This window comes from Octadecabacter temperatus, from assembly GCF_001187845.1.
GTDB classification, from domain to species: Bacteria; Pseudomonadota; Alphaproteobacteria; order Rhodobacterales; family Rhodobacteraceae; genus Octadecabacter; species Octadecabacter temperatus.
Window position 1 is genome coordinate 3,169,284 of sequence record NZ_CP012160.1, and the last position, 17,504, is coordinate 3,186,787.

Annotated in this window: 19 protein-coding genes; 9 read left to right on the plus strand and 10 right to left on the minus strand. The window is 53.6% G+C overall.

Features of this window, described 5'->3' with window-relative positions; translation table 11 throughout:
• The first annotated feature begins 86 nt into the window (after window positions 1–86).
• On the plus strand, window positions 87–869 hold the full coding sequence (locus OSB_RS15900) for an extensin-like domain-containing protein (RefSeq protein ID WP_049835907.1): 783 nt from the start codon (window positions 87–89) through the stop codon (window positions 867–869).
• A gap of 106 nt (window positions 870–975) precedes the next feature.
• A complete protein-coding gene (locus OSB_RS15905) occupies window positions 976–1,317 on the plus strand; it encodes a DUF2853 family protein (protein ID WP_049835908.1) in 342 nt (113 codons plus the stop codon).
• A 228-nt stretch (window positions 1,318–1,545) separates the two neighbouring features.
• Here the strand turns inward: OSB_RS15905 and OSB_RS15910 are convergent, their stop codons facing one another.
• Genes OSB_RS15910 through tsaD form a run of 5 tightly spaced genes read right to left on the minus strand, consistent with a single transcriptional unit; the run spans window position 1,546 to window position 4,744 of the window.
• On the minus strand, window positions 1,546–1,938 hold the full coding sequence (locus OSB_RS15910) for a DUF1761 domain-containing protein (RefSeq protein ID WP_049835909.1): 393 nt from the start codon (window positions 1,936–1,938) through the stop codon (window positions 1,546–1,548).
• A gap of 58 nt (window positions 1,939–1,996) precedes the next feature.
• On the minus strand, window positions 1,997–2,416 hold the full coding sequence (locus OSB_RS15915; protein WP_049835910.1) for an EVE domain-containing protein: 420 nt from the start codon (window positions 2,414–2,416) through the stop codon (window positions 1,997–1,999).
• On the minus strand, window positions 2,416–2,688 hold the full coding sequence (locus tag OSB_RS15920; protein WP_049835911.1) for a YciI family protein: 273 nt from the start codon (window positions 2,686–2,688) through the stop codon (window positions 2,416–2,418). The genes OSB_RS15915 and OSB_RS15920 overlap by 1 nt, the downstream gene beginning before the upstream one ends.
• Window positions 2,689–2,690: 2 nt before the next feature.
• Window positions 2,691–3,653 (minus strand): NAD(P)H-dependent glycerol-3-phosphate dehydrogenase, encoded by a 963-nt coding sequence (locus OSB_RS15925; protein ID WP_049835912.1) that lies wholly within the window; start codon window positions 3,651–3,653, stop codon window positions 2,691–2,693.
• Window positions 3,650–4,744, minus strand: a complete 1,095-nt coding sequence (tsaD, locus tag OSB_RS15930) for a tRNA (adenosine(37)-N6)-threonylcarbamoyltransferase complex transferase subunit TsaD (RefSeq protein ID WP_049836221.1) — start codon at window positions 4,742–4,744, stop codon at window positions 3,650–3,652. The genes OSB_RS15925 and tsaD overlap by 4 nt, the downstream gene beginning before the upstream one ends.
• Before the next feature lie 84 nt (window positions 4,745–4,828).
• Here tsaD and OSB_RS15935 point away from each other — a divergent pair, with 84 nt between their 5' ends.
• The 7 genes from OSB_RS15935 to msrA all read left to right on the plus strand — a co-directional run bounded on the left by OSB_RS15935 (window position 4,829) and on the right by msrA (window position 11,249).
• Window positions 4,829–5,518 (plus strand): uroporphyrinogen-III synthase, encoded by a 690-nt coding sequence (locus OSB_RS15935; protein ID WP_049835913.1) that lies wholly within the window; start codon window positions 4,829–4,831, stop codon window positions 5,516–5,518.
• Between the two features lie 71 nt (window positions 5,519–5,589).
• Window positions 5,590–6,822: a COG4223 family protein gene (locus OSB_RS15940; protein WP_049835914.1), complete on the plus strand. Its 1,233-nt coding sequence runs from the start codon at window positions 5,590–5,592 to the stop codon at window positions 6,820–6,822.
• 18 nt (window positions 6,823–6,840) lie between these two features.
• A complete protein-coding gene (locus OSB_RS15945; RefSeq protein ID WP_049835915.1) occupies window positions 6,841–8,301 on the plus strand; it encodes a heme biosynthesis protein HemY in 1,461 nt (486 codons plus the stop codon).
• Window positions 8,302–8,426: 125 nt separating this feature from the next.
• A complete protein-coding gene (locus OSB_RS16745) occupies window positions 8,427–8,582 on the plus strand; it encodes a hypothetical protein (RefSeq protein WP_158454128.1) in 156 nt (51 codons plus the stop codon).
• A 275-nt stretch (window positions 8,583–8,857) separates the two neighbouring features.
• On the plus strand, window positions 8,858–10,162 hold the full coding sequence (gene hisD / locus OSB_RS15955; RefSeq protein ID WP_049835917.1) for a histidinol dehydrogenase: 1,305 nt from the start codon (window positions 8,858–8,860) through the stop codon (window positions 10,160–10,162).
• A gap of 137 nt (window positions 10,163–10,299) precedes the next feature.
• Entirely contained in the window at window positions 10,300–10,746 is a 447-nt protein-coding gene (gene msrB, locus OSB_RS15960) for a peptide-methionine (R)-S-oxide reductase MsrB (RefSeq protein WP_049835918.1), read from the plus strand.
• A complete protein-coding gene (gene msrA / locus OSB_RS15965; protein WP_049835919.1) occupies window positions 10,746–11,249 on the plus strand; it encodes a peptide-methionine (S)-S-oxide reductase MsrA in 504 nt (167 codons plus the stop codon). The genes msrB and msrA overlap by 1 nt, the downstream gene beginning before the upstream one ends.
• Here msrA and OSB_RS15970 read toward each other — a convergent pair whose 3' ends face one another.
• The 5 genes from OSB_RS15970 to OSB_RS15990 all read right to left on the minus strand — a co-directional run bounded on the left by OSB_RS15970 (window position 11,250) and on the right by OSB_RS15990 (window position 17,485).
• Window positions 11,250–13,244 carry a hydantoinase/oxoprolinase N-terminal domain-containing protein gene (locus tag OSB_RS15970; RefSeq protein ID WP_049835920.1) on the minus strand — a complete coding sequence of 665 codons (1,995 nt, stop codon included), beginning with the start codon at window positions 13,242–13,244 and terminating at the stop codon, window positions 11,250–11,252.
• A gap of 84 nt (window positions 13,245–13,328) precedes the next feature.
• Window positions 13,329–13,976 (minus strand): ATP-binding cassette domain-containing protein, encoded by a 648-nt coding sequence (locus tag OSB_RS15975; protein ID WP_049835921.1) that lies wholly within the window; start codon window positions 13,974–13,976, stop codon window positions 13,329–13,331.
• On the minus strand, window positions 13,969–15,609 hold the full coding sequence (locus tag OSB_RS15980) for an ABC transporter permease (RefSeq protein WP_049836222.1): 1,641 nt from the start codon (window positions 15,607–15,609) through the stop codon (window positions 13,969–13,971). Before OSB_RS15980 ends, OSB_RS15975 begins: the two co-directional genes overlap by 8 nt.
• 59 nt (window positions 15,610–15,668) lie before the next feature.
• Window positions 15,669–16,868: an ABC transporter substrate-binding protein gene (locus tag OSB_RS15985; protein WP_049835922.1), complete on the minus strand. Its 1,200-nt coding sequence runs from the start codon at window positions 16,866–16,868 to the stop codon at window positions 15,669–15,671.
• Window positions 16,868–17,485 (minus strand): CDP-alcohol phosphatidyltransferase family protein, encoded by a 618-nt coding sequence (locus tag OSB_RS15990; RefSeq protein ID WP_049835923.1) that lies wholly within the window; start codon window positions 17,483–17,485, stop codon window positions 16,868–16,870. Before OSB_RS15990 ends, OSB_RS15985 begins: the two co-directional genes overlap by 1 nt.
• Window positions 17,486–17,504 lie beyond the last annotated feature (19 nt).

A 17,504-nucleotide genomic window follows, 5' to 3' on the forward strand; every position in this document is an offset into this window, starting at 1 on the left:
GAAAACGCCGGCCCGTTTGGGTCGGCGTTTTGCGTTGGAGGTAGCGAAACTTCACATTAGGTTAAACTCAGCAAATGGGGTGACGAGTGCAGGTCGACGAACCAGAACACGAAGATCAACCCGAAAAACCAACGGCCAGAAAATGGCGCTGGGCGATTTTTCGCTCCGTCGGAAGTGCATTATTCACGCTGCTTTTCATCGGGGGAGTAGTTGGTTCGTTATTGGCTGTACTTCACCCCGATACGCCTCTGCCACCACAGTGGAATCCGACCGTTCCCTTAGCAGTCGCGCACCCTGTTACACCGCTGACTTCATCCAAGCTGCGGATGGCGCTAAACGACCCTGCCCAATGCCGCTCGGTTCTCGCAGTGGCCGCGCAAATCACTTCGATGGATCCGTTTGAAGCGACAGAGCACTGCCATATCCGCAACCGAGTTTCGATTTCGACTGTCGGGGATGCACGAATTGACCGAATAGAGACCTCCTGCGCGACAGCGCTTAGGATGGCTATGTGGGAGCGCCACGGCGTGCAACCAGCTGCACAGGAATACCTTGGAGCCACAGCGACGGTTTTCCGCCAAGTGGGAAGTTACAATTGTCGTCCCATTCGCACAACGCAGGGTGCAAGCACCCGATGGAGCACACACTCCACTGGCGATGCGATCGACATTACTGGTTTTGATTTTTCGGATGGCCGGCGTATTCGCCTAATTGCAGATTGGGACGACGGAACGGAAGAAGGCCAGTTTCTGCGCGCGGTTCGTGATAGCGCCTGTACATGGTTCGCGACGACACTAAGTCCGGATTACAACAGCCTCCACGCGGATCATTTTCACCTACAGGCAAGGGGCTGGGGGACCTGCCGCTAGGTTGGGGGGAAAAGCAAAGCAGAATTTTCCTTTGCTCAAACGGATTCAGGGACTAACATTCCCGCAGCGCCGTTAGAACAGGCCGAAATTTTGGTGGGAGTATACCATGAGCAAACGTGATGACCTTATTGCGAAATACGCAGATGACCTGAAGAACAAGTGTGGCATGACGCCCGATATGGACCTTTTGACAAAGGTAACAATCGGCTGCGGTCCGTCCATTTATAATGCTGATGCGTCAACAGTTGCAGGCTCACAAGAGTCTGAGCTGGAAACAGTGAAGAAAAATTTCCTCATGAAAAAGCTGGGCCTTGCAGATGGCCCGCAGTTGATGGACGGAATTAACTCCGCCATCGAGACTTACGGTAAATCCGAGCGCAGCAAGTACCGTGCTGTGATTTACTACATGCTGACAAAGCACTTCGGTAAAGAATCCGTCTACGGCTAAAGCAGCTAATATGACTATGCAACGCCCACCCATCGCGGTGGGCGTTTGCATTTGTAGAAAATCTTAAGGGCTATTTGTTTGCGAGACTCGGTCCTTACAAGCTATCAAACCTTTGCGGCCAGGATGGCCCGGACCAGTTTCAGTGATACGTGTGGTGGCTTTTCGGAGTGCACGTTGGTGAGAGAAAGGGTCTGGGCGGGGTGCTCGGGCCCTTTCATTTTTTGGCGCTCAAAACATCCCTGTAACTGCACCCATGATCGCACAGCCAACGACTGCGTATCCGCTATCGATAACCGTTAGTTTGAACGGCCGCATTCCGTAAGCATTGTTAATCATGATCCAAGGGCTAATGAAGAAAAGCCCGATCCCCATTCCAGACAGCAACCCTTTTCCAAAGGTTTCGATCCCTGACAAAGCGAATGTATGCCGCATCATACCCGCGACAAGAACCATGGCGATTGCCGACAAAATGAACGGAAGCGGTGAATTGCCTTCAGGGCGACCATCTTCATCGCATTTTATACCGGACGCTTCGGTCCACGGTTTAGCTAACGTCATGTACCAGAGCGCACCAAATACGTAGCCCGCTGCCGCCGCGGCTAAAACTGATAGAAACCCCATTTCACGTTCCTCACTTTAGACTGATCCGCTCTAGTTTGCGGGTCTTGGGTCCACAATGTTAAGGTTTTGTTCGGCCTAGTGCGCAAATTGCAAACCATTCGGCCTCAGTAACAGGCTGAACCGACAGGCGGGAATTCCGCACTAGAATCATGTCGTGCAGTAGACTATCGGCCTTGATCTGCTCAAGTGTAACGGGTGTTTCGAACGGACGAACGGCTTTGATATCCACGCATTCCCAACGATCGTCATCTGTTGTGCTGTCCTGATGCGCGGCTGCGCAGACCTCAACAATCCCGACGACGGATTTCTCTTTTTGGGAGTGATAGAAAAACCCACGGTCGCCTACAGTCATTTCGCGCATGAAATTGCGCGCTTGATAGTTGCGCACGCCATCCCATTCTTCACCGATATCGCCCTTGGCAACCTGGTTGTCCCAGCTCCACGTCGAGGGTTCGGATTTGAACAGCCAATAACGCATCAACCGACGACCTTTTTCCACTCTTCGATCCGCACCTTCTCAAAAAGATCGGCTTTGGCATAGGGATCGTTTTTGGCCCAATTATGCGCATCGGTGAGGCTGTCGACGTTCATGATGATCATCGAACCGCACATCGTACCGTCAGCATCTAGAAACGGGCCGGCCATTTCTACAACACCCGTTTCTTCGATGTATGCGAGGTGGGCGTCGCGATTGTCTAAGCGAATTTGAAGGGCGCCGGGTTTGTCACGAGTGATGAGAGCAACGCGCATAGTTATTCCTTTCTAAGTGGCCGCGCCAGAAGCGTCGCGAGTGCTGTTTCTGGATCAATTTTCCCAGAAGCCAGATCGGCGACAACGCGGCAAATTGGTAGGTCTAAGTCATGTTTTTGCGCAAGGTTAGAAACCGAAACGGCCGTCGCCGCACCCTCAACCGTGGTGGCGGTGTCAAAGTCCTGCGCGGATCCGATTGATAAGCCGAAACGATAGTTACGAGACCCATCAGATGTACACGTTAACGCAAGATCACCGAAACCGGAAAGTCCTGTAAGCGTTTCTGGATCAGCCCCTAGTGCCGTTCCTATTCGCCGCATTTCAGCAAAGCCACGCGTAATAACGGCAGCGCGCGCACTTTCGCCAAAACCAGCACCCATGCAAACGCCACAGGCAATTGCGATCACATTTTTCAAGGCTCCGCCAAGCTCAGCGCCAATAACGTCTTGGCTAAGGTACAGGCGTAACGTTGGTGTAGATAGGCAGGCCTGAAGATACGCACCTTCATCTACGTCGTTGCAGGCCAAGGTTAATGCAGTTGGCAGATGGTTTGCGATATCTGCAGCAAAGCTTGGCCCTGTTAGCATTGCACAGATTGCAGAAGGAACATGGGCTTCAATTTGGGCGACTGGCCCGCGCAATGTCGATTGGTCGATACCTTTGCAACACGCCACAAGACGCTTATCCGCAAAATGGTCCGCGTTCACTTTCAGCCATTCTCCGAGCTTTTGTGCCGGAATTGCAAGAAGTATGGTGTCGGCGTCAATGAGGGCGGCAAGATTAGACGTCACATTGATGTTTTCAGGAAGAGGATGACCCGGGAGCCGCTGGACGTTTTCACGTGCCTTTGAAATCTCTGCGGCGGCATCCGCATCGCGTGCCCACAACGTAACAGGGCCGTTCGCAGCCAAGGAAATGGCAAGGCCCGTTCCAAATGCACCCGCTCCAGCGACAGCTAGTTTCATGACTTTGCGCCCTTCTTTCCGCTGCCGGTTAGGGAAGCGCTTTTCTGATCTAGCGGCCAACGCGGACGCGCTGAAAGTGTGAGGTCATCAATCATGCCATCAGTAAACCGGAGCATTCCAGCATAAGCTATCATCGCGGCATTGTCCGTGCAAAGCGCAAGAGGTGGTGCCACAAAAAAGGTCTCTGTTTCAGCGCAAAGCTGCTTCAGGGCGTGGCGAATCGGCCCGTTTGCTGCAACACCACCCGCCACTGCGAGCGTTTTTACTGAAGGCGCGATTGCCCGCGCAGCTGCAAGGGCCCTGCGCGACTTCGCAACAAGAACGTCCGTTACAGCGGCTTGAAAACCAGCACAAAGGTCGGCGCGCGCTTGCGTTGGAAGGCCGCCATGCTTTGAGATCACATCGTCACGAGCACGCAACACTGCGGTCTTCAAGCCAGAGAACGACATGTTGCAGTCATCGCGATTGAGAAGCGGACGCGGCAACGAAAACACCTTAGAATCGCCTTGCAACGAAGCGGCCTCTACAGACGGACCGCCAGGTTGAGGTAACCCTAGAATACGCGCGGTTTTATCGAAAGCTTCGCCGGGCGCGTCATCAATGGTTCCGCCAAGGCGCGTATATGTATCGTGTCCTTCGACAAGCAGGAATTGGCAATGCCCGCCGGAGACAAGCAACATCAGGTAGGGAAATTCGATCTCATTTGTAAGCTGCGGTGTTAGCGCATGCCCAGCGAGGTGGTTTACACCGATAAGCGGCACACCCGAAGCAGCGCTTAATCCCTTCGCACACATGACACCGGAAAGGACGCCACCAATAAGACCGGGCCCTGCCGTAACGGCGATTGCATCGATTTCCGTTATGTTTTTTGTGGCAGTTGCGAGGGCTTGCTCGACAACATGATCAATCTTCTCTGCATGAGCTCGTGCTGCAATTTCAGGGACTACACCACCGTAACTCGCGTGAATCTCAGTTTGCCCAAACACAACGTTAGACAGGATGCTTGCTTTGCCGGCGACACCATGGACAACAGCCGCGGCGGTGTCGTCGCAACTACTTTCAATCCCGAGAATAGTTAAAGATGCTGACATAATGCCGCGCTCGCCTGCTTGCGTCTGGTGTGTTCGCAGGTAACACTTGCGCGCAATCGCTACAATGGTCCGGGGGTCCAAGCTGTGCCGACCTTTGAAGATCCTACAATCCTGATAACAAGACCTGCCGCCGATGCTGAACGGTTTTTACAGATGTTGCGAGCGGATTCTGGACCATTTGACGCCATCAAGTGTCCTGCGTTTAGTTTCGAAGAGATTCCCACAAAACAATCGGACTTTGATGCCGCCGTCTTTACATCAAAAGCAGGTGTCTTATTTGCCCCAGAAGGGCAAGGGCGGGTGGCCTATTGTGTTGGTGACGCGACTGCGCAACTGGCGAACGTTGCGGGCTATGCGCCATTGAGTGCGAATGGATCTGCAGAGGACTTGGTCGAACTGATTCTGAGGAAGTCTCCCACAGTTTCACTACAACATATTCGGGGGGAAAATTCGACCGGTAACGTCACAGAACGTCTCATTGCACAGGGAATTCGCTGCACGGAGGCGATCGCCTATCGTAAAGTTCCACAAACACCTTCGGAAAGTATCAAAAAGGATTTGAGCAGCGCTTCGAAACTGATCCTTCCCCTGTTTTCCGCGGAAACAGTGTCGATTCTCGCAAGTTGGGCACTACAATTAGATGGCTGTACGGTCGTCGCAATAAGCGGTGCTGTTGCTAAGTCCGCCGAAACTTTATTGCCAAAGAAAGTGGTGGTTTCAGAACGGCCAGATATGCGCGGGATGGCCGCAGCAACAGCGCGTTTGATTGCTTGAGGGTCATTCGGACGCACGCTAGAGTAATCCTCGGGGCGATCGTGCCCTCGTCGAAGTGAGTAGGGGCAAACGTGGCCAAGTCTTCCAAAGGTTCATCCAAGAAATCCAAGATCGACAAGTCGGTTGAAGACGTTGTTGAGGTCGTTGATACGGGGTTAGAGCCAACGGACAACGAGACCGCCCAATCTAATGACATTCCTGACGATGAGGATGGTTTGGGTTTTGAGGCGGAAGTTTCCAAAGACGAGTTCGAGATGGAAGTCGTTAACGATGAAGTCATCAATGAACCCACACCTGACTTAGCAGACGAAGCGATTGTCGCTGAAACTGTTGTACCCAATGAAAGCTCCAAGTCGGGAGGTTTCTTTCCGTTGCTTCTTGGCGGGGTCGCTGCAGGCGCGATTGGATATGGCATCGCGACCTTCTATCCGCTGAACGCTGGATCGGCTGAGCTTGAAGCACAGTTTGCAGCGCAATCCGAAAAGATTGCAGCAATTGAAGCACAATTGGCTGAGGCGCCGGAATTGGATGTTTCGGCGATCGAGACACAGATTTCTGAATCAGCTGCGCAAACAACTGGGCAGATTGAAAACGTTGCGGCCTCACTCGAAGATCAGTTGTCCGCGCTCGATGTTCGCATTTCAGATATTGAGAAAGCACCGAATTCGGACGGCACATTATCCGAAACAGCCATAGCTGCTTATCAACAAGAACTAGAAGAGCTACGTGCAGAACTGACCACGCAACAAGAAGCGGTAATGACCGCGGCGGCGCAAACGGAAGCCGAACTAGCTGCTGCGCGCGAAGAAGCGCTAGCAACGGCGCAGGCCGCTACATCTCGTGCTGTTTTAAACCGCGTTTCGGAAGCCGTTGATACAGGCGTTCCATTTGCTGATTCATTGGCGGAACTTGAGGGCGTTGATTTACCAATTGCCCTAACCAATGCCGCTGATGCCGGTGTGGCAACAATCGCAGAATTGGCGGATGCGTTTCCGGCTGCAGCACGGGCTGCGCTAGCAACCGCACGCGCCGAAGGTGTTTCCGATGATGCTGGTGGCATTGGTGGGTTCCTGAGAAACCAATTCGATGTGCGATCAACTGCACCGCAAGAGGGCCCTGGCCCGGATGCGGTTTTGTCGCGTGCCGAAGCTGCGATCAAAGAAGGCCGCGTGTCAGACTCCCTGGCTGAAATCGAAGCGTTGCCCGAAGTGGTGCGCGCAGAAATGACCGACTGGACCGCGCTCGCTACAGAACGTGCGAACGTACTCGATGCTATTTCGACCCTTTCCGAAACCTATAATTAGAACTGAGGCGATTCCCTGATGATCTTGTCCCTATTAAAGATTTTGGCCTTTGTTGCCGTTATTATGGCTGCCACGTTTGGCGCCACCTTGTTGTTGGATATGGACGGCAGCGCCACGATTGATATCGGTGGTAAAGCGGCCTCGTTCTCGGTTATCGAAATGGTGGTTGGGTTGATCATTCTGGTGGCCCTTGTTTGGCTTACATTCAAATTGATCGGTTTGGCGGTTGCAGCGTTCAAGTTTCTCAATGGCGATGAAACTGCGATCTCGCGTTACTTTTCACGTAACCGCGAACGCAAGGGTTTCGAAGCGCTGTCCGAGGGCATGATGGCGCTTGCGTCTGGTGAAGGTCGTTTGGCGATGGCCAAGGCGAACCGCGCAGAAAAATTCTTGGAACGCCCAGAGCTGACCAACCTACTGACAGCCCAAGCCGCAGAGCTTGCAGGTGACCGTAAGACTGCCGAACAAACATACCGTAAGCTTCTAGAAGACGACAAAACACGCTTCGTCGGTGTGCGTGGAATCATGAAGCAAAAGCTGGAAGAGGGCGATACCGATACTGCATTGTTGCTTGCGGAAAAGGCGTTTGCCATCAAGCCAAAGCATGTCGAAACGCAGGATACTTTGTTGCGCTTGCAGGCGGAAAGTTCCGACTGGAAAGGTGCGCGTGCAACGTTGTCCGCGAAGCTCAAGACTGGCCAGTTGCCGCGCAATGTGCATAAGCGTCGCGACGCTGTGCTTGCACTGTCCGAAGCAAAGGGTGTGTTTGAAGATGGCCAAACCGCCGAAGCGCAGGATGCTGCGATTGAAGCCAACAGAATGTCACCAGATTTGATTCCTGCTGCAGTGATGGCGGCGGAAACATATATCGAAAAGAACAACGCACGCGCCGCAGCCCGTGTTCTTAAGAAAGCGTGGGATGTTTCCCCTCACCCTGATCTCGCAGCTACCTTCGCGGCGATCGCACCAGATGAGACTCCTACAGCAAGGCTTAAGCGTTTCCGTGCGCTGACCAAGTTACAGTCGAGCAGCCCGGAAACAAAAATGCTGTTGGCGGAATTGAATATTGCCGCAGAGGACTTTCCTGAGGCGCGCCGCGCGATCACGGAGCTTGTCGCAGAAACACCTACATCTCGTAATCTGACGATCATGGCTGCGATTGAACGTGGCGAAGGATCAGATGATGCGGTGGTGCGAGGATGGCTTACCAAAGCCCTTACAGCGGCTCGTGGCCCGCAATGGATTTGTGACAACTGTCAGCACATCCATCCAGCTTGGGCCCCCGTTTGTTCGAATTGTTCAGGGTTTGACACGTTGTCATGGCGTGAGCCACCAAAAGGCGAAGTTGCGATGCCTTCAGGCGTTGAAATGCTGCCGCTAATTGTTGGACAAATTTCGGCTCCAGTCGCCAACTCTGAGGACGAAATCGTCGAGGCGGAGATCTTTGAAGACACGTCTGACGCGCAAGAAGAGACATAAAGCGCAACGATAATCGAGCACCGCCGGCACCTCGCAAGGCTGCTATCGCCTTGACGTCGGTGACGGCTATTCCTTGCGGTTTCTTTACAATGTTCCTCGCGCTTGGCGCAGTTGGGTCGGGGCTAATGCTCTTTCATATTCCAATTCTGACCAGCCTGCTCTTTGCGTTGCTAATGATCTGGGTCATCTATGAATACAAAGGTCGCCGCTACGACGGCTACAGAGTGGCGCATGGCTATGGGCTTGAGCATCCACATAACAAGAACCGAGAACATCTATAGCGTGGTCACCGACCGATACTGAGCGCCACGACCGCGCGGCATGTCCGTATGTTTGCCTGTGATCAAAACCACAACCAGCAACGTCGCTAATCATTTCGAATTTCTGAAGTAACAATTTTGATTTTCCGAATCGCAAGGTAAAACAGCCTTTAGCGCTTGGAGGTTGGTCTACCCCGTGTCTACAAATCCGGAAAAAGCGCTCATCGTTTAACGTAAGCACCAGGCGTTTGCCCGATTTTCTTGCTACGCCCAGCACTCCAATGAAAGGCGACCCGATGGCTAGAACTTATCTCAAGAAGGCAACACTGACGGCGGCGTCAGGTGCATCTGACGTTCATGACCTAGTTAAAGGCATACTGACCGACATTGAGGCTGGTGGTGATGAAACGGCGCGAGAATATGCGCAAAAGTTTGACAAGTACGACGGAAATATCATTTTGACAGATGCCGAAATTGAGGCTGCATGTGCTTTGGTTCCGCAAAAGCTAAAAGACGATATCCTGTTCGCTCATGACAACGTTCGCCGCTTTGCCGAAGCGCAAAAGGGAACAGTCACCGACATTGAACTTGAAATTACTCCTGGGCTGATTGCAGGGCAAAAAGCAATCCCGGTGGATGCTGCTGGGTGCTATATTCCGGGTGGTCGATATAGTCACATCGCCAGCGCCATAATGACAGTGACAACCGCCAAGGTTGCTGGCTGTAAAAACATCATGGCCACGTCGCCACCGCGTGCAGAAGGTTTGCCACCAGCAATCGTCTACGCGGCCCATATTTGTGGTGCCGATACCATTATGGCGATGGGTGGTGTCCAAGCTGTTGCCGCAATGACGTTCGGGCTGTTCGGACTTCCCGAAGCAAACATTCTTGTCGGGCCCGGTAACCAATATGTTGCCGAGGCGAAAAGCATTTTGTTCGGGCGCGTTGGGATTGATATGATCGCCGGACCGACCGACAGCTTGATCATCGCCGATAAAACAGCGGATGCACACATCGTAGCAACCGACTTGGTGAGCCAAGCTGAGCACGGCTACAACTCACCCGTTTGGTTGGTCACTGACGATCAAGCATTGGCCGAAGACGTCATGGCCCGCGTGCCAGCACTGATTGAAGACCTTCCAGAATTGAACCGCGAAAACGCGACGGCCGCATGGCGTGACTATGCGGAAGTCATCGTTTGTCCCGACCGTGAAGATATGGCGGCCTGCTCCGATGAATACGCACCCGAACATTTGACCGTTCAGGCGGCTGATTTGGAATGGTGGCTAGACCGTTTGTCTTGCTACGGATCATTGTTCTTGGGCGAAGAAACAACAGTGTCTTTTGGTGACAAAGCATCGGGTACGAACCACGTTCTGCCAACGTCTGGCGCGGCGGGATATACTGGCGGACTCTCCGTGCACAAGTATATGAAAATTGTAACCTGGCAGCGATCCACACGTGAGGGATCTAAGCGGGTCGCCGAAGCAACGGCACGCATTTCCCGACTGGAAGGAATGGAAGGACACGCACGCGCTGCAGATGTGCGTCTCTCAAAATACTTCCCGGACGAGACCTTTGACCTCGGTGCCGACATTTAAGCATTGCTTGGAAAATAATTGACGAATTGGAGGCGAATACCGTTCCTCTCGCTTTGGTGATGACCTTGTAAGGAAGCTGGCAATTCCGTGCGGGCATCCCATATCATGTTACGAACCACTTATACCGGAGGCATCTCATGGCTAAGTACGAAAAGAACACAGACGTCATCGCAACCCTGACACCAGAACAATTCCATGTGACGCAAGAAAGCGGGACAGAGCGCCCTTGGACAGGTGCGTATCTGGACAACAAGGATGTCGGGATTTACGTCGATATTGTTTCCGGCGAACCTCTGTTTGCATCTTCAGACAAGTACGAATCCGGTTGCGGTTGGCCCAGCTTTACCAAGCCAATCGAAGCCTCAAATATGAATGAACTAACGGACAGCACGCTAGGGATGGTCCGCACCGAAGTGCGCTCAACCCACGGTGACAGCCATCTAGGACATGTTTTCCCTGATGGACCCGCTGATCGTGGTGGTCTTCGTTACTGTATTAACGGTGCATCGCTGCGCTTCATTGCCAAGGCAGACATGAAAGCCGAAGGTTATGGCGAATACGTAGATCAAGTGGAGGATGTGTAATGACGGAACGCGCAGTTATAGCAGGCGGTTGTTTTTGGGGCATGGAGGACTTGATCCGAAAGCTACCCGGTGTTGAATCGACACGCGTTGGTTACACGGGCGGGGACATTCCAAATGCGACGTACCGCAATCACGGAACACACGCTGAGGGAATCGAGATTCTGTTCGATCCGGCAATCATTACCTACCGCCGCATTCTTGAATTCTTTTTCCAGATTCATGATCCGACAACCGAAAACCGACAGGGGAACGACCGTGGCATGTCGTACCGATCAGCGATTTACTATGTCGATGAGGGTCAGAAATTAGTTGCAACCGATACAATCAAAGACGTTGATGCGTCAGGCTTATGGCCAGCAAAGGTCGTGACTGAATTGGCCCCCGTCGCTGACTTTTGGGAGGCTGAGCCTGAACATCAAGACTATCTTGAACGGATACCTAACGGTTACACGTGTCACTTCATCCGGCCTGATTGGGTCCTCCCACGTCGCGCTGCCGAATAGTTAGCTCGTTATGCGTGGACGTCCTCGCGCCGTGATGCGTAGCGTTGCCTCGATGAACATCGTCTGAGCCTCGATCTGCGCTTCCCGCAAGTCGAGGTCCTCAGTTATGCGGATCTCGTCAACACCACTCGCTTTTGCTTTCTCCGTAGCCTGACGTGTCAGCGCGTTGCGCAACGCTTCGAATGCAGTGTCCTTGTCGCCAAATTGCACAGGGCCATCCGGCAAATGAACCCGAAACGCGCCTTCCCCACCACTGGTTACAGTTCCCTCAGCGCGGACCGAAACCTGCCCGACAACAGCGCCAATCGCATTCGCCACCCCGCCATCTTCAGGTAAAATGGTTTCACATCCAAGACGTTCGCCAACAGCCCCATAATAAGCCTGAGCAGAAGCGCCGAGACCGATGACAGGCATCGCCAACCCGACATTCACACGTGCGATATTTCTGTGATCGGATAGTCCAATCTGCACAAGCGAATGCTGCGCCAATACCGAAGCCTGATCCCAGCCTTCTTCAACAAAAGCAGTCTCTAACAATGCCAAACTTGTCTGTTTCGTAAGTTGATCAATAATCGCCTGCGCCAAGGGTTCTGGTCCGACCGCAAACCGATCACCTGTTCCAATTCTCTGTTTTGCCAGGACCGACAAACCTTTGAGGGCAGCGTCAGAATCCCAGACGTCCATCAAACCTAACGCGTGACTTGCATCAGAGGGCGTCAGACCAACCATCATCACAAGACCACGTTGCACCAGTCTAAAAAGGGCTGGTTCATCGACGCGGTTCTTAACTGTATCTGCCCAACGCATAGGTCCATCCAGCAGGCGAGTAGCAACGGCAGATTCTCTAGCGTCCAGACCAACAGGCGTGTCATGGAACTGGACAACTACGAATTGGAATGCCTCTGGGGGCGGGTTTTCAAGAGCGAGCGCGTCGTCCAGAGCTGGGTGCACGATGTCTGGGAATTCGAGCGCAAACAAAGACAGGGGCATTACACGTCGTGGACCAAGTAGCAGGCTACGCTCCATCCCTTCGACGACAGAAACCACACTATCCCCGCCCAAACCAAACGTCCGCATCGCCACGGCCTCGACCATTGTCCGGTACTTACCGACCTTGGCACCCTGCGGATCAATTTTTGGTAGGCCATCGCTGAGTATGCAGACATCGGTTGTTGTGCCACCAATATCGCTGACCAGCGCGTTTTGTGCGCCTGTTAGCCACTGCGCGCCGGCAATGCTTGCGGCGGGGCCGCTTAAGATTGTTTCAATCGGCCGTTCTCGTGCAAGTTCCGCGGAAATCAAGGCGCCGTCGCCACGAACGACCATCAGGCGGGCGTCGATCCCTCGGGATGTGACATGGTGTTCCGTCGCGGTGATCAATCTTTCGATCAACCCGACTAGACGCGCATTCAAAACAGCGGTGAGCGCTCGCTTTGGCCCCCCAAGGGCCGCGCTCAACTCATGAGAGCAGGTTACAGGAACATCAAGAACCTCTCGCACGATTTCACGTGCTGCAATTTCGTGCGCTGCATTCCGAGTCGCAAACCGCGCGGCAATTGCGACGCCTGTAACCGGGACCGATAAAGACTCTAAACCGGCGTAAAGCGCATCGATATCGAGTGAAATGTTCACAGCACCCGAATGAGTGTGCCCACCATTAACTATGACGACAGGGTCTCCATTCAGGGCGTCAGCGAGATCCGATTTCTTGAGTTCTGCTTCGTCAAACCCAATGAAGACAAGTGCGACACGCCCGCCTTGCCCTTCAACCAGTGCGTTAGTGGCGAGTGTTGTAGAAAGAGACACCATAGAAATAGCGGATGCCGAAACGTTGCTGTCTTTAAGAACGGCGTCAATCGCAGCACCTATGCCAGAGGCGAGGTCCGGCCGCGTTGTAAGCGATTTAGCACGCGCGACGACTTCGTCGGTTTCGTCGTTAAGCAATACTGCGTCGGTGTATGTTCCACCGGTATCGATACCAAGAAGATGCGCCATAGATTCCCTTCTCATTTCCCTCACGCTACCGTGTCGTAACGATCATGCTGTTCCTAGGGCGACACTTCAAAGGCTAAAAGCCTTTTACGTCTGGGACAGGTTTTCCAATTCAATAACCTCGCCGCCCGCTGCTTTTGCGTCCTCGGCATCGTGGGTGACCATCAGAACGGGCAACTCACGTTCTTTCGCGGTTCGGAATACCAAGTCCCTTACTTGGGCGCGCATTTCGGCGTCGAGGCGGGAAAATGCTTCATCCAACAGTAAAGCACGCGGGTTTGAAAGCAGCATCCGCATCAGCGCAACGCGTGCTTTTTGGCCACCGGACAAGGTTGCAGGGTCGCGATCAGCGAAATCGTCAAGCCCAACATCGCGCAATCCAGCTTCGATCTTGGCGCGCCTCTCGGACTTGGTCCCGCCGGTGGGCATGCCAAATGCAAGGTTAGCGCCGACTGACATGTGTGGGAACAGAAGATCATCTTGAAAGAGGATCCCGATGTGACGTGCGTGAGAAGGCCTTTGCGTAATGTTCTCACCGTCTAACAAAATCTGGCCCATTCCAGTAAAAGCAGAAGAAAGCGTACCTGTAATGAAAGCCAACAGCGTGGATTTACCGACGCCCGATGGCCCCATCACCGTCAGCGTATCACCAGCTTGAATGATGTGATCTACCTCAATAAGCGGTTTTCCATCCCTTAGAATGCACACATCTTTCAGGATTAGACTCTTATTCATGCAAACTTCTCCGGTTTCGCCAAAGGATGGCAGGAATGATAAGGGCGAGAGTGAAGGGCACCAAGGCAGCCAGAGTTTGAACTAAGCCATAAACGCCAATTGCACGTCTATCGCCCCCTGAAGCCAAGGCAACAGCCTCTGTTGTAAGCGTGGAAACGCGGCCTCCCCCTATAAGCAATGTCGGAAGGTACTGGCCGACTGAAACGGCGACGCCAACCGCGGTCGCGATTAAGATTGGGCGCAACAGCATTGGCGCGCGAACACGCCAAAATATAGCCCAAGGGCGAGCGCCAAGAGCGCCGGCGACAATCGCATTGCGTGTGTCCCATGAGCGCCAAGGATCACCGAGAGAGAGAAAGACATACGGAAGAACGAATACCAAATGCGCGAGAATAACTGGAATGCGCCCGACATCAGCGCCAATACTTAGAAGGAGTGTTTGTAAGCCTGGTAGGAACGCAGTCTGTGGGACCAACAAAGGTAGGTAGAGCATCCATAGCCCACGACGCGAAAGAGGCCTCCCTCTACGATGCTCTGCCTCAAGGCAACCAAGCACCAAAGCCAGCGCGAGAAGCACTGCGATACCAGCGATCAGGAAGGTTTCACCTAAAGTTGTGAACGCGTCCGGTCCATGTCTGGTCCACGTTCGCATTGTGAAACCATCTGGAAGAACGTTTGGAAAACTCCAGAATGCTGCGAAAGACCAAACCAACAAACTTGCGAGCCCAAAGAAAACTGCCAACGCAGAAATAGAGCCTAACAATAGGGAAAACACGCGAACAGGAGCATCTAGTTGCCCGCGGCGGCCTGACATAATCCAGTAATTTCCAACCCGCGCGATGAGGCGTTCGCCTAGCCACCAAAAACAAAGTGTACCGATCACCAACGCAAGCTGCAAAAGCGCAGCAGCAGCGCCGGTTAAGCGCATGGAAAGGTCAGGATCGCTCATCCACTTTACGATTTGGACGGATAGCGTTGGCGGTGTGGTTGGCCCAAGGATCACGGCAACGTCTACGACGCTCATCGAGTATGCGATGACGACGTAAACCGGCAAACGTATTTGGTTGTAGACGCGTGGGAACACTGTCTTCAGCCAGCCCGTAACACGCCCATACCCTAGGGATTGTGCGACCAAGAGCGATCTTCGTGGTTGCGCTTGTCCCATTGCCGCGATGGTCATGAGCAGAAGAAAAGGAACCTCTTTTACGACCAGTCCCGCGATCATGGCGAGGCCAAGCGGGTCTTGGACAATCAGGATATCCGGTGGCCTCTCCCAACCCGTAAGAACTGGCGAGAGAAGACGCGCGATCCAGCCAGAAGGTGCAATAAGAAACGCGAGGCCAAATGCGGCCGCAGCGTGTGGAACCGACAGAAGCGGAGAGAGGAGGCGTTCGAGCGCCCGAAATGCATCTGTACCGGCCCAACTAGCAGAAATGAGCGCGACAATCCCAAGCGAGAGCGCTGTCGCAATGAGACCAGTCGCAACTGAAAGGCGCGCGGCATCGAAAAGACCGCTCCATCCAAACAAGTCACGAAATGGGTCAAGCGACGGCCCATGCAGCCCTGCAGATGGTAACTGCCCAAATGCGGGCAGAACCGTTCCCCATAGGCCCGCAATGACGGGCCCCAACATTGCAATCAAGGTAAGGGCGGGCAGGAATCGAAGCACGTGAAACGACCCCTGCCGCGAACTTATTGCCCAGCGCCGTAGCGATCGGCCCAGTCATCTGCGATGCGTGTCATCCAGCTTGGGTGTGGTTCTGCTTGAACAGAGCCTAGTTCAGCGGGGGAAAGCGTCGCGATACCAAGCTCAAGCGCATCAAACAATGCGCGGTCGTCAGCCGTAAGAGCGGCCATATTCAAAACTGTGCCATAGCCCAAAACATTAGGGTCTTGTGCGCGGGCTTGTGCCTCAGGTGACATCAGGAAGTTCGCAACAACCATTGCGCCAGCGGCCGAACCGGAGTTGTAAGGAATTGCCACGAAAGACGCATTGCCGATTGTTCCATCATCCAGAACGAAAGTACGTACTGTGTCTGGCAGTTCAAAGTTCGCAATGGCTGTGGATGCTGCACCCGGGCTGAACGAAATGGACAAGTCCAATTCACCATCTGCAATCAGCGGGAACATCGCTGTACCCGTTGCAGGGTACGCGCGGCCTTCACGCCACAATTGCGGCGACAGCGCGTCGAGGTACGCCCACAAAGGCGCGGTCACCTCGTCGTAGTTTTCATCCGTCGCGGCAACTTGCAAAACGGATGGGTCGTCCAAGATATCAACCAGCGCTTGTTTCAGAAATGTCGTGCCAAGGAAATCTGGTGGCTGTGGGTAGCTGAACCGACCTGGATTCGCTTGAGCCCATTCCAGCAATGCATCCATCGATCCCAGCGTATCTGGCATCGTCGCGGTGTTGTGCACAAAAACAACCTGCGCCATCGCCCACGGAGATTCGTATCCTTCAACCGGGACCGTAAAGTCTGTTTGTACCGTCTTACCTTCACTATCGACCACGTCCCAGTTTGGAAGCTGTTCCGCGAACGGCCCAAACAGCAACTCGGCGTCTTTCATAGCTGCAAAGTTGGACCCGTTGATCCAGATCATGTCGATCGCACCATCGTCGTTTTCACCGGCTTGTTTCTCGCTCAAAACACGGGTGACGGCATCCGCGGTATCAGTCAATTTCACATGCTCTAGCGTCACACCGTAGTCTTCCATCACACGATCACCGACCCACGAGATGAAATCGTTAGTCGTGGTGGAGCCACCCCAAGCGTTCCAATAAACTGTCTGACCGTTGGCCTCAGAGGTTACGGCATCCCAATCGGCAGGATCAGGATTGGCAAAAGCAAACGTAGGGGCCGCAAGTGCAGCTACCATTGCGAGATATTTCATTAGTCTTCCTTCATTGTAAAAACACGCCGAGCGGCGAAGAGGCGAAGTGTGGCCGTAGCAAAGCACAGCGAGCCGAAAATCCAAGCGAGAACCGCAAAAGACGTCGGAAACAGGCAAAGCAACACGAAGAACACGATGGTTTCCGTGCCTTCCAGTAACCCGTTGGAGAAGTAGAGGGACTTTACCCCCTGCGCTGACGTCTCAAGACCGCGTTTTTCCGCTAGGATCGCGTAGCCTAAAAAGCTCGTTCCGTTAAAGTAAAAACTCATCAACAAGAACGCTCCAGCAATCGCGTTTGCTGATGGATCCAGCACCACGAAGGCAAACGGAATAGCGCCATAAAACAGAAAGTCGCAGGCAATATCGAGGTAACCACCGAAATCTGTGGTCTTGGATGCACGGGCGACAGCACCGTCCAGCCCATCGGCAACTCGAGACGCAAGAAGCGGAATGAGGGCGAGAAACGGCAGGCCAACCGCAATCGTCAACGCGGCAATAAGGCCAAGAACCAGACCCGCCAACGTAACGCCATCCGCCGTAACGCCACGCGCCGCTAGCGTCTTACCCAACGCGTTGAGCGGTGGATCGATCAATTTACGGGCAGTCGCGTCCAGCATAGGGCCTCTCGAGTGTTCG

Coding starts and splice junctions, on each gene's coding strand:
- OSB_RS15920 (WP_049835911.1), bottom strand. CDS start 2,688: ATGCGCGTTGCTCTCATCACTCGTGACAAACCCGGCGCCCTTCAAATT.
- OSB_RS16745 (WP_158454128.1), top strand. CDS start 8,427: ATGCTCTTTCATATTCCAATTCTGACCAGCCTGCTCTTTGCGTTGCTA.
- OSB_RS15990 (WP_049835923.1), bottom strand. CDS start 17,485: ATGCTGGACGCGACTGCCCGTAAATTGATCGATCCACCGCTCAACGCG.
- tsaD (WP_049836221.1), bottom strand. CDS start 4,744: ATGTCAGCATCTTTAACTATTCTCGGGATTGAAAGTAGTTGCGACGAC.
- OSB_RS15975 (WP_049835921.1), bottom strand. CDS start 13,976: ATGAATAAGAGTCTAATCCTGAAAGATGTGTGCATTCTAAGGGATGGA.
- msrB (WP_049835918.1), top strand. CDS start 10,300: ATGGCTAAGTACGAAAAGAACACAGACGTCATCGCAACCCTGACACCA.
- msrA (WP_049835919.1), top strand. CDS start 10,746: ATGACGGAACGCGCAGTTATAGCAGGCGGTTGTTTTTGGGGCATGGAG.
- OSB_RS15910 (WP_049835909.1), bottom strand. CDS start 1,938: ATGGGGTTTCTATCAGTTTTAGCCGCGGCGGCAGCGGGCTACGTATTT.
- OSB_RS15915 (WP_049835910.1), bottom strand. CDS start 2,416: ATGCGTTATTGGCTGTTCAAATCCGAACCCTCGACGTGGAGCTGGGAC.
- OSB_RS15985 (WP_049835922.1), bottom strand. CDS start 16,868: ATGAAATATCTCGCAATGGTAGCTGCACTTGCGGCCCCTACGTTTGCT.
- hisD (WP_049835917.1), top strand. CDS start 8,858: ATGGCTAGAACTTATCTCAAGAAGGCAACACTGACGGCGGCGTCAGGT.
- OSB_RS15980 (WP_049836222.1), bottom strand. CDS start 15,609: ATGTTGGGGCCCGTCATTGCGGGCCTATGGGGAACGGTTCTGCCCGCA.
- OSB_RS15945 (WP_049835915.1), top strand. CDS start 6,841: ATGATCTTGTCCCTATTAAAGATTTTGGCCTTTGTTGCCGTTATTATG.
- OSB_RS15970 (WP_049835920.1), bottom strand. CDS start 13,244: ATGGCGCATCTTCTTGGTATCGATACCGGTGGAACATACACCGACGCA.
- OSB_RS15905 (WP_049835908.1), top strand. CDS start 976: ATGAGCAAACGTGATGACCTTATTGCGAAATACGCAGATGACCTGAAG.
- OSB_RS15925 (WP_049835912.1), bottom strand. CDS start 3,653: ATGAAACTAGCTGTCGCTGGAGCGGGTGCATTTGGAACGGGCCTTGCC.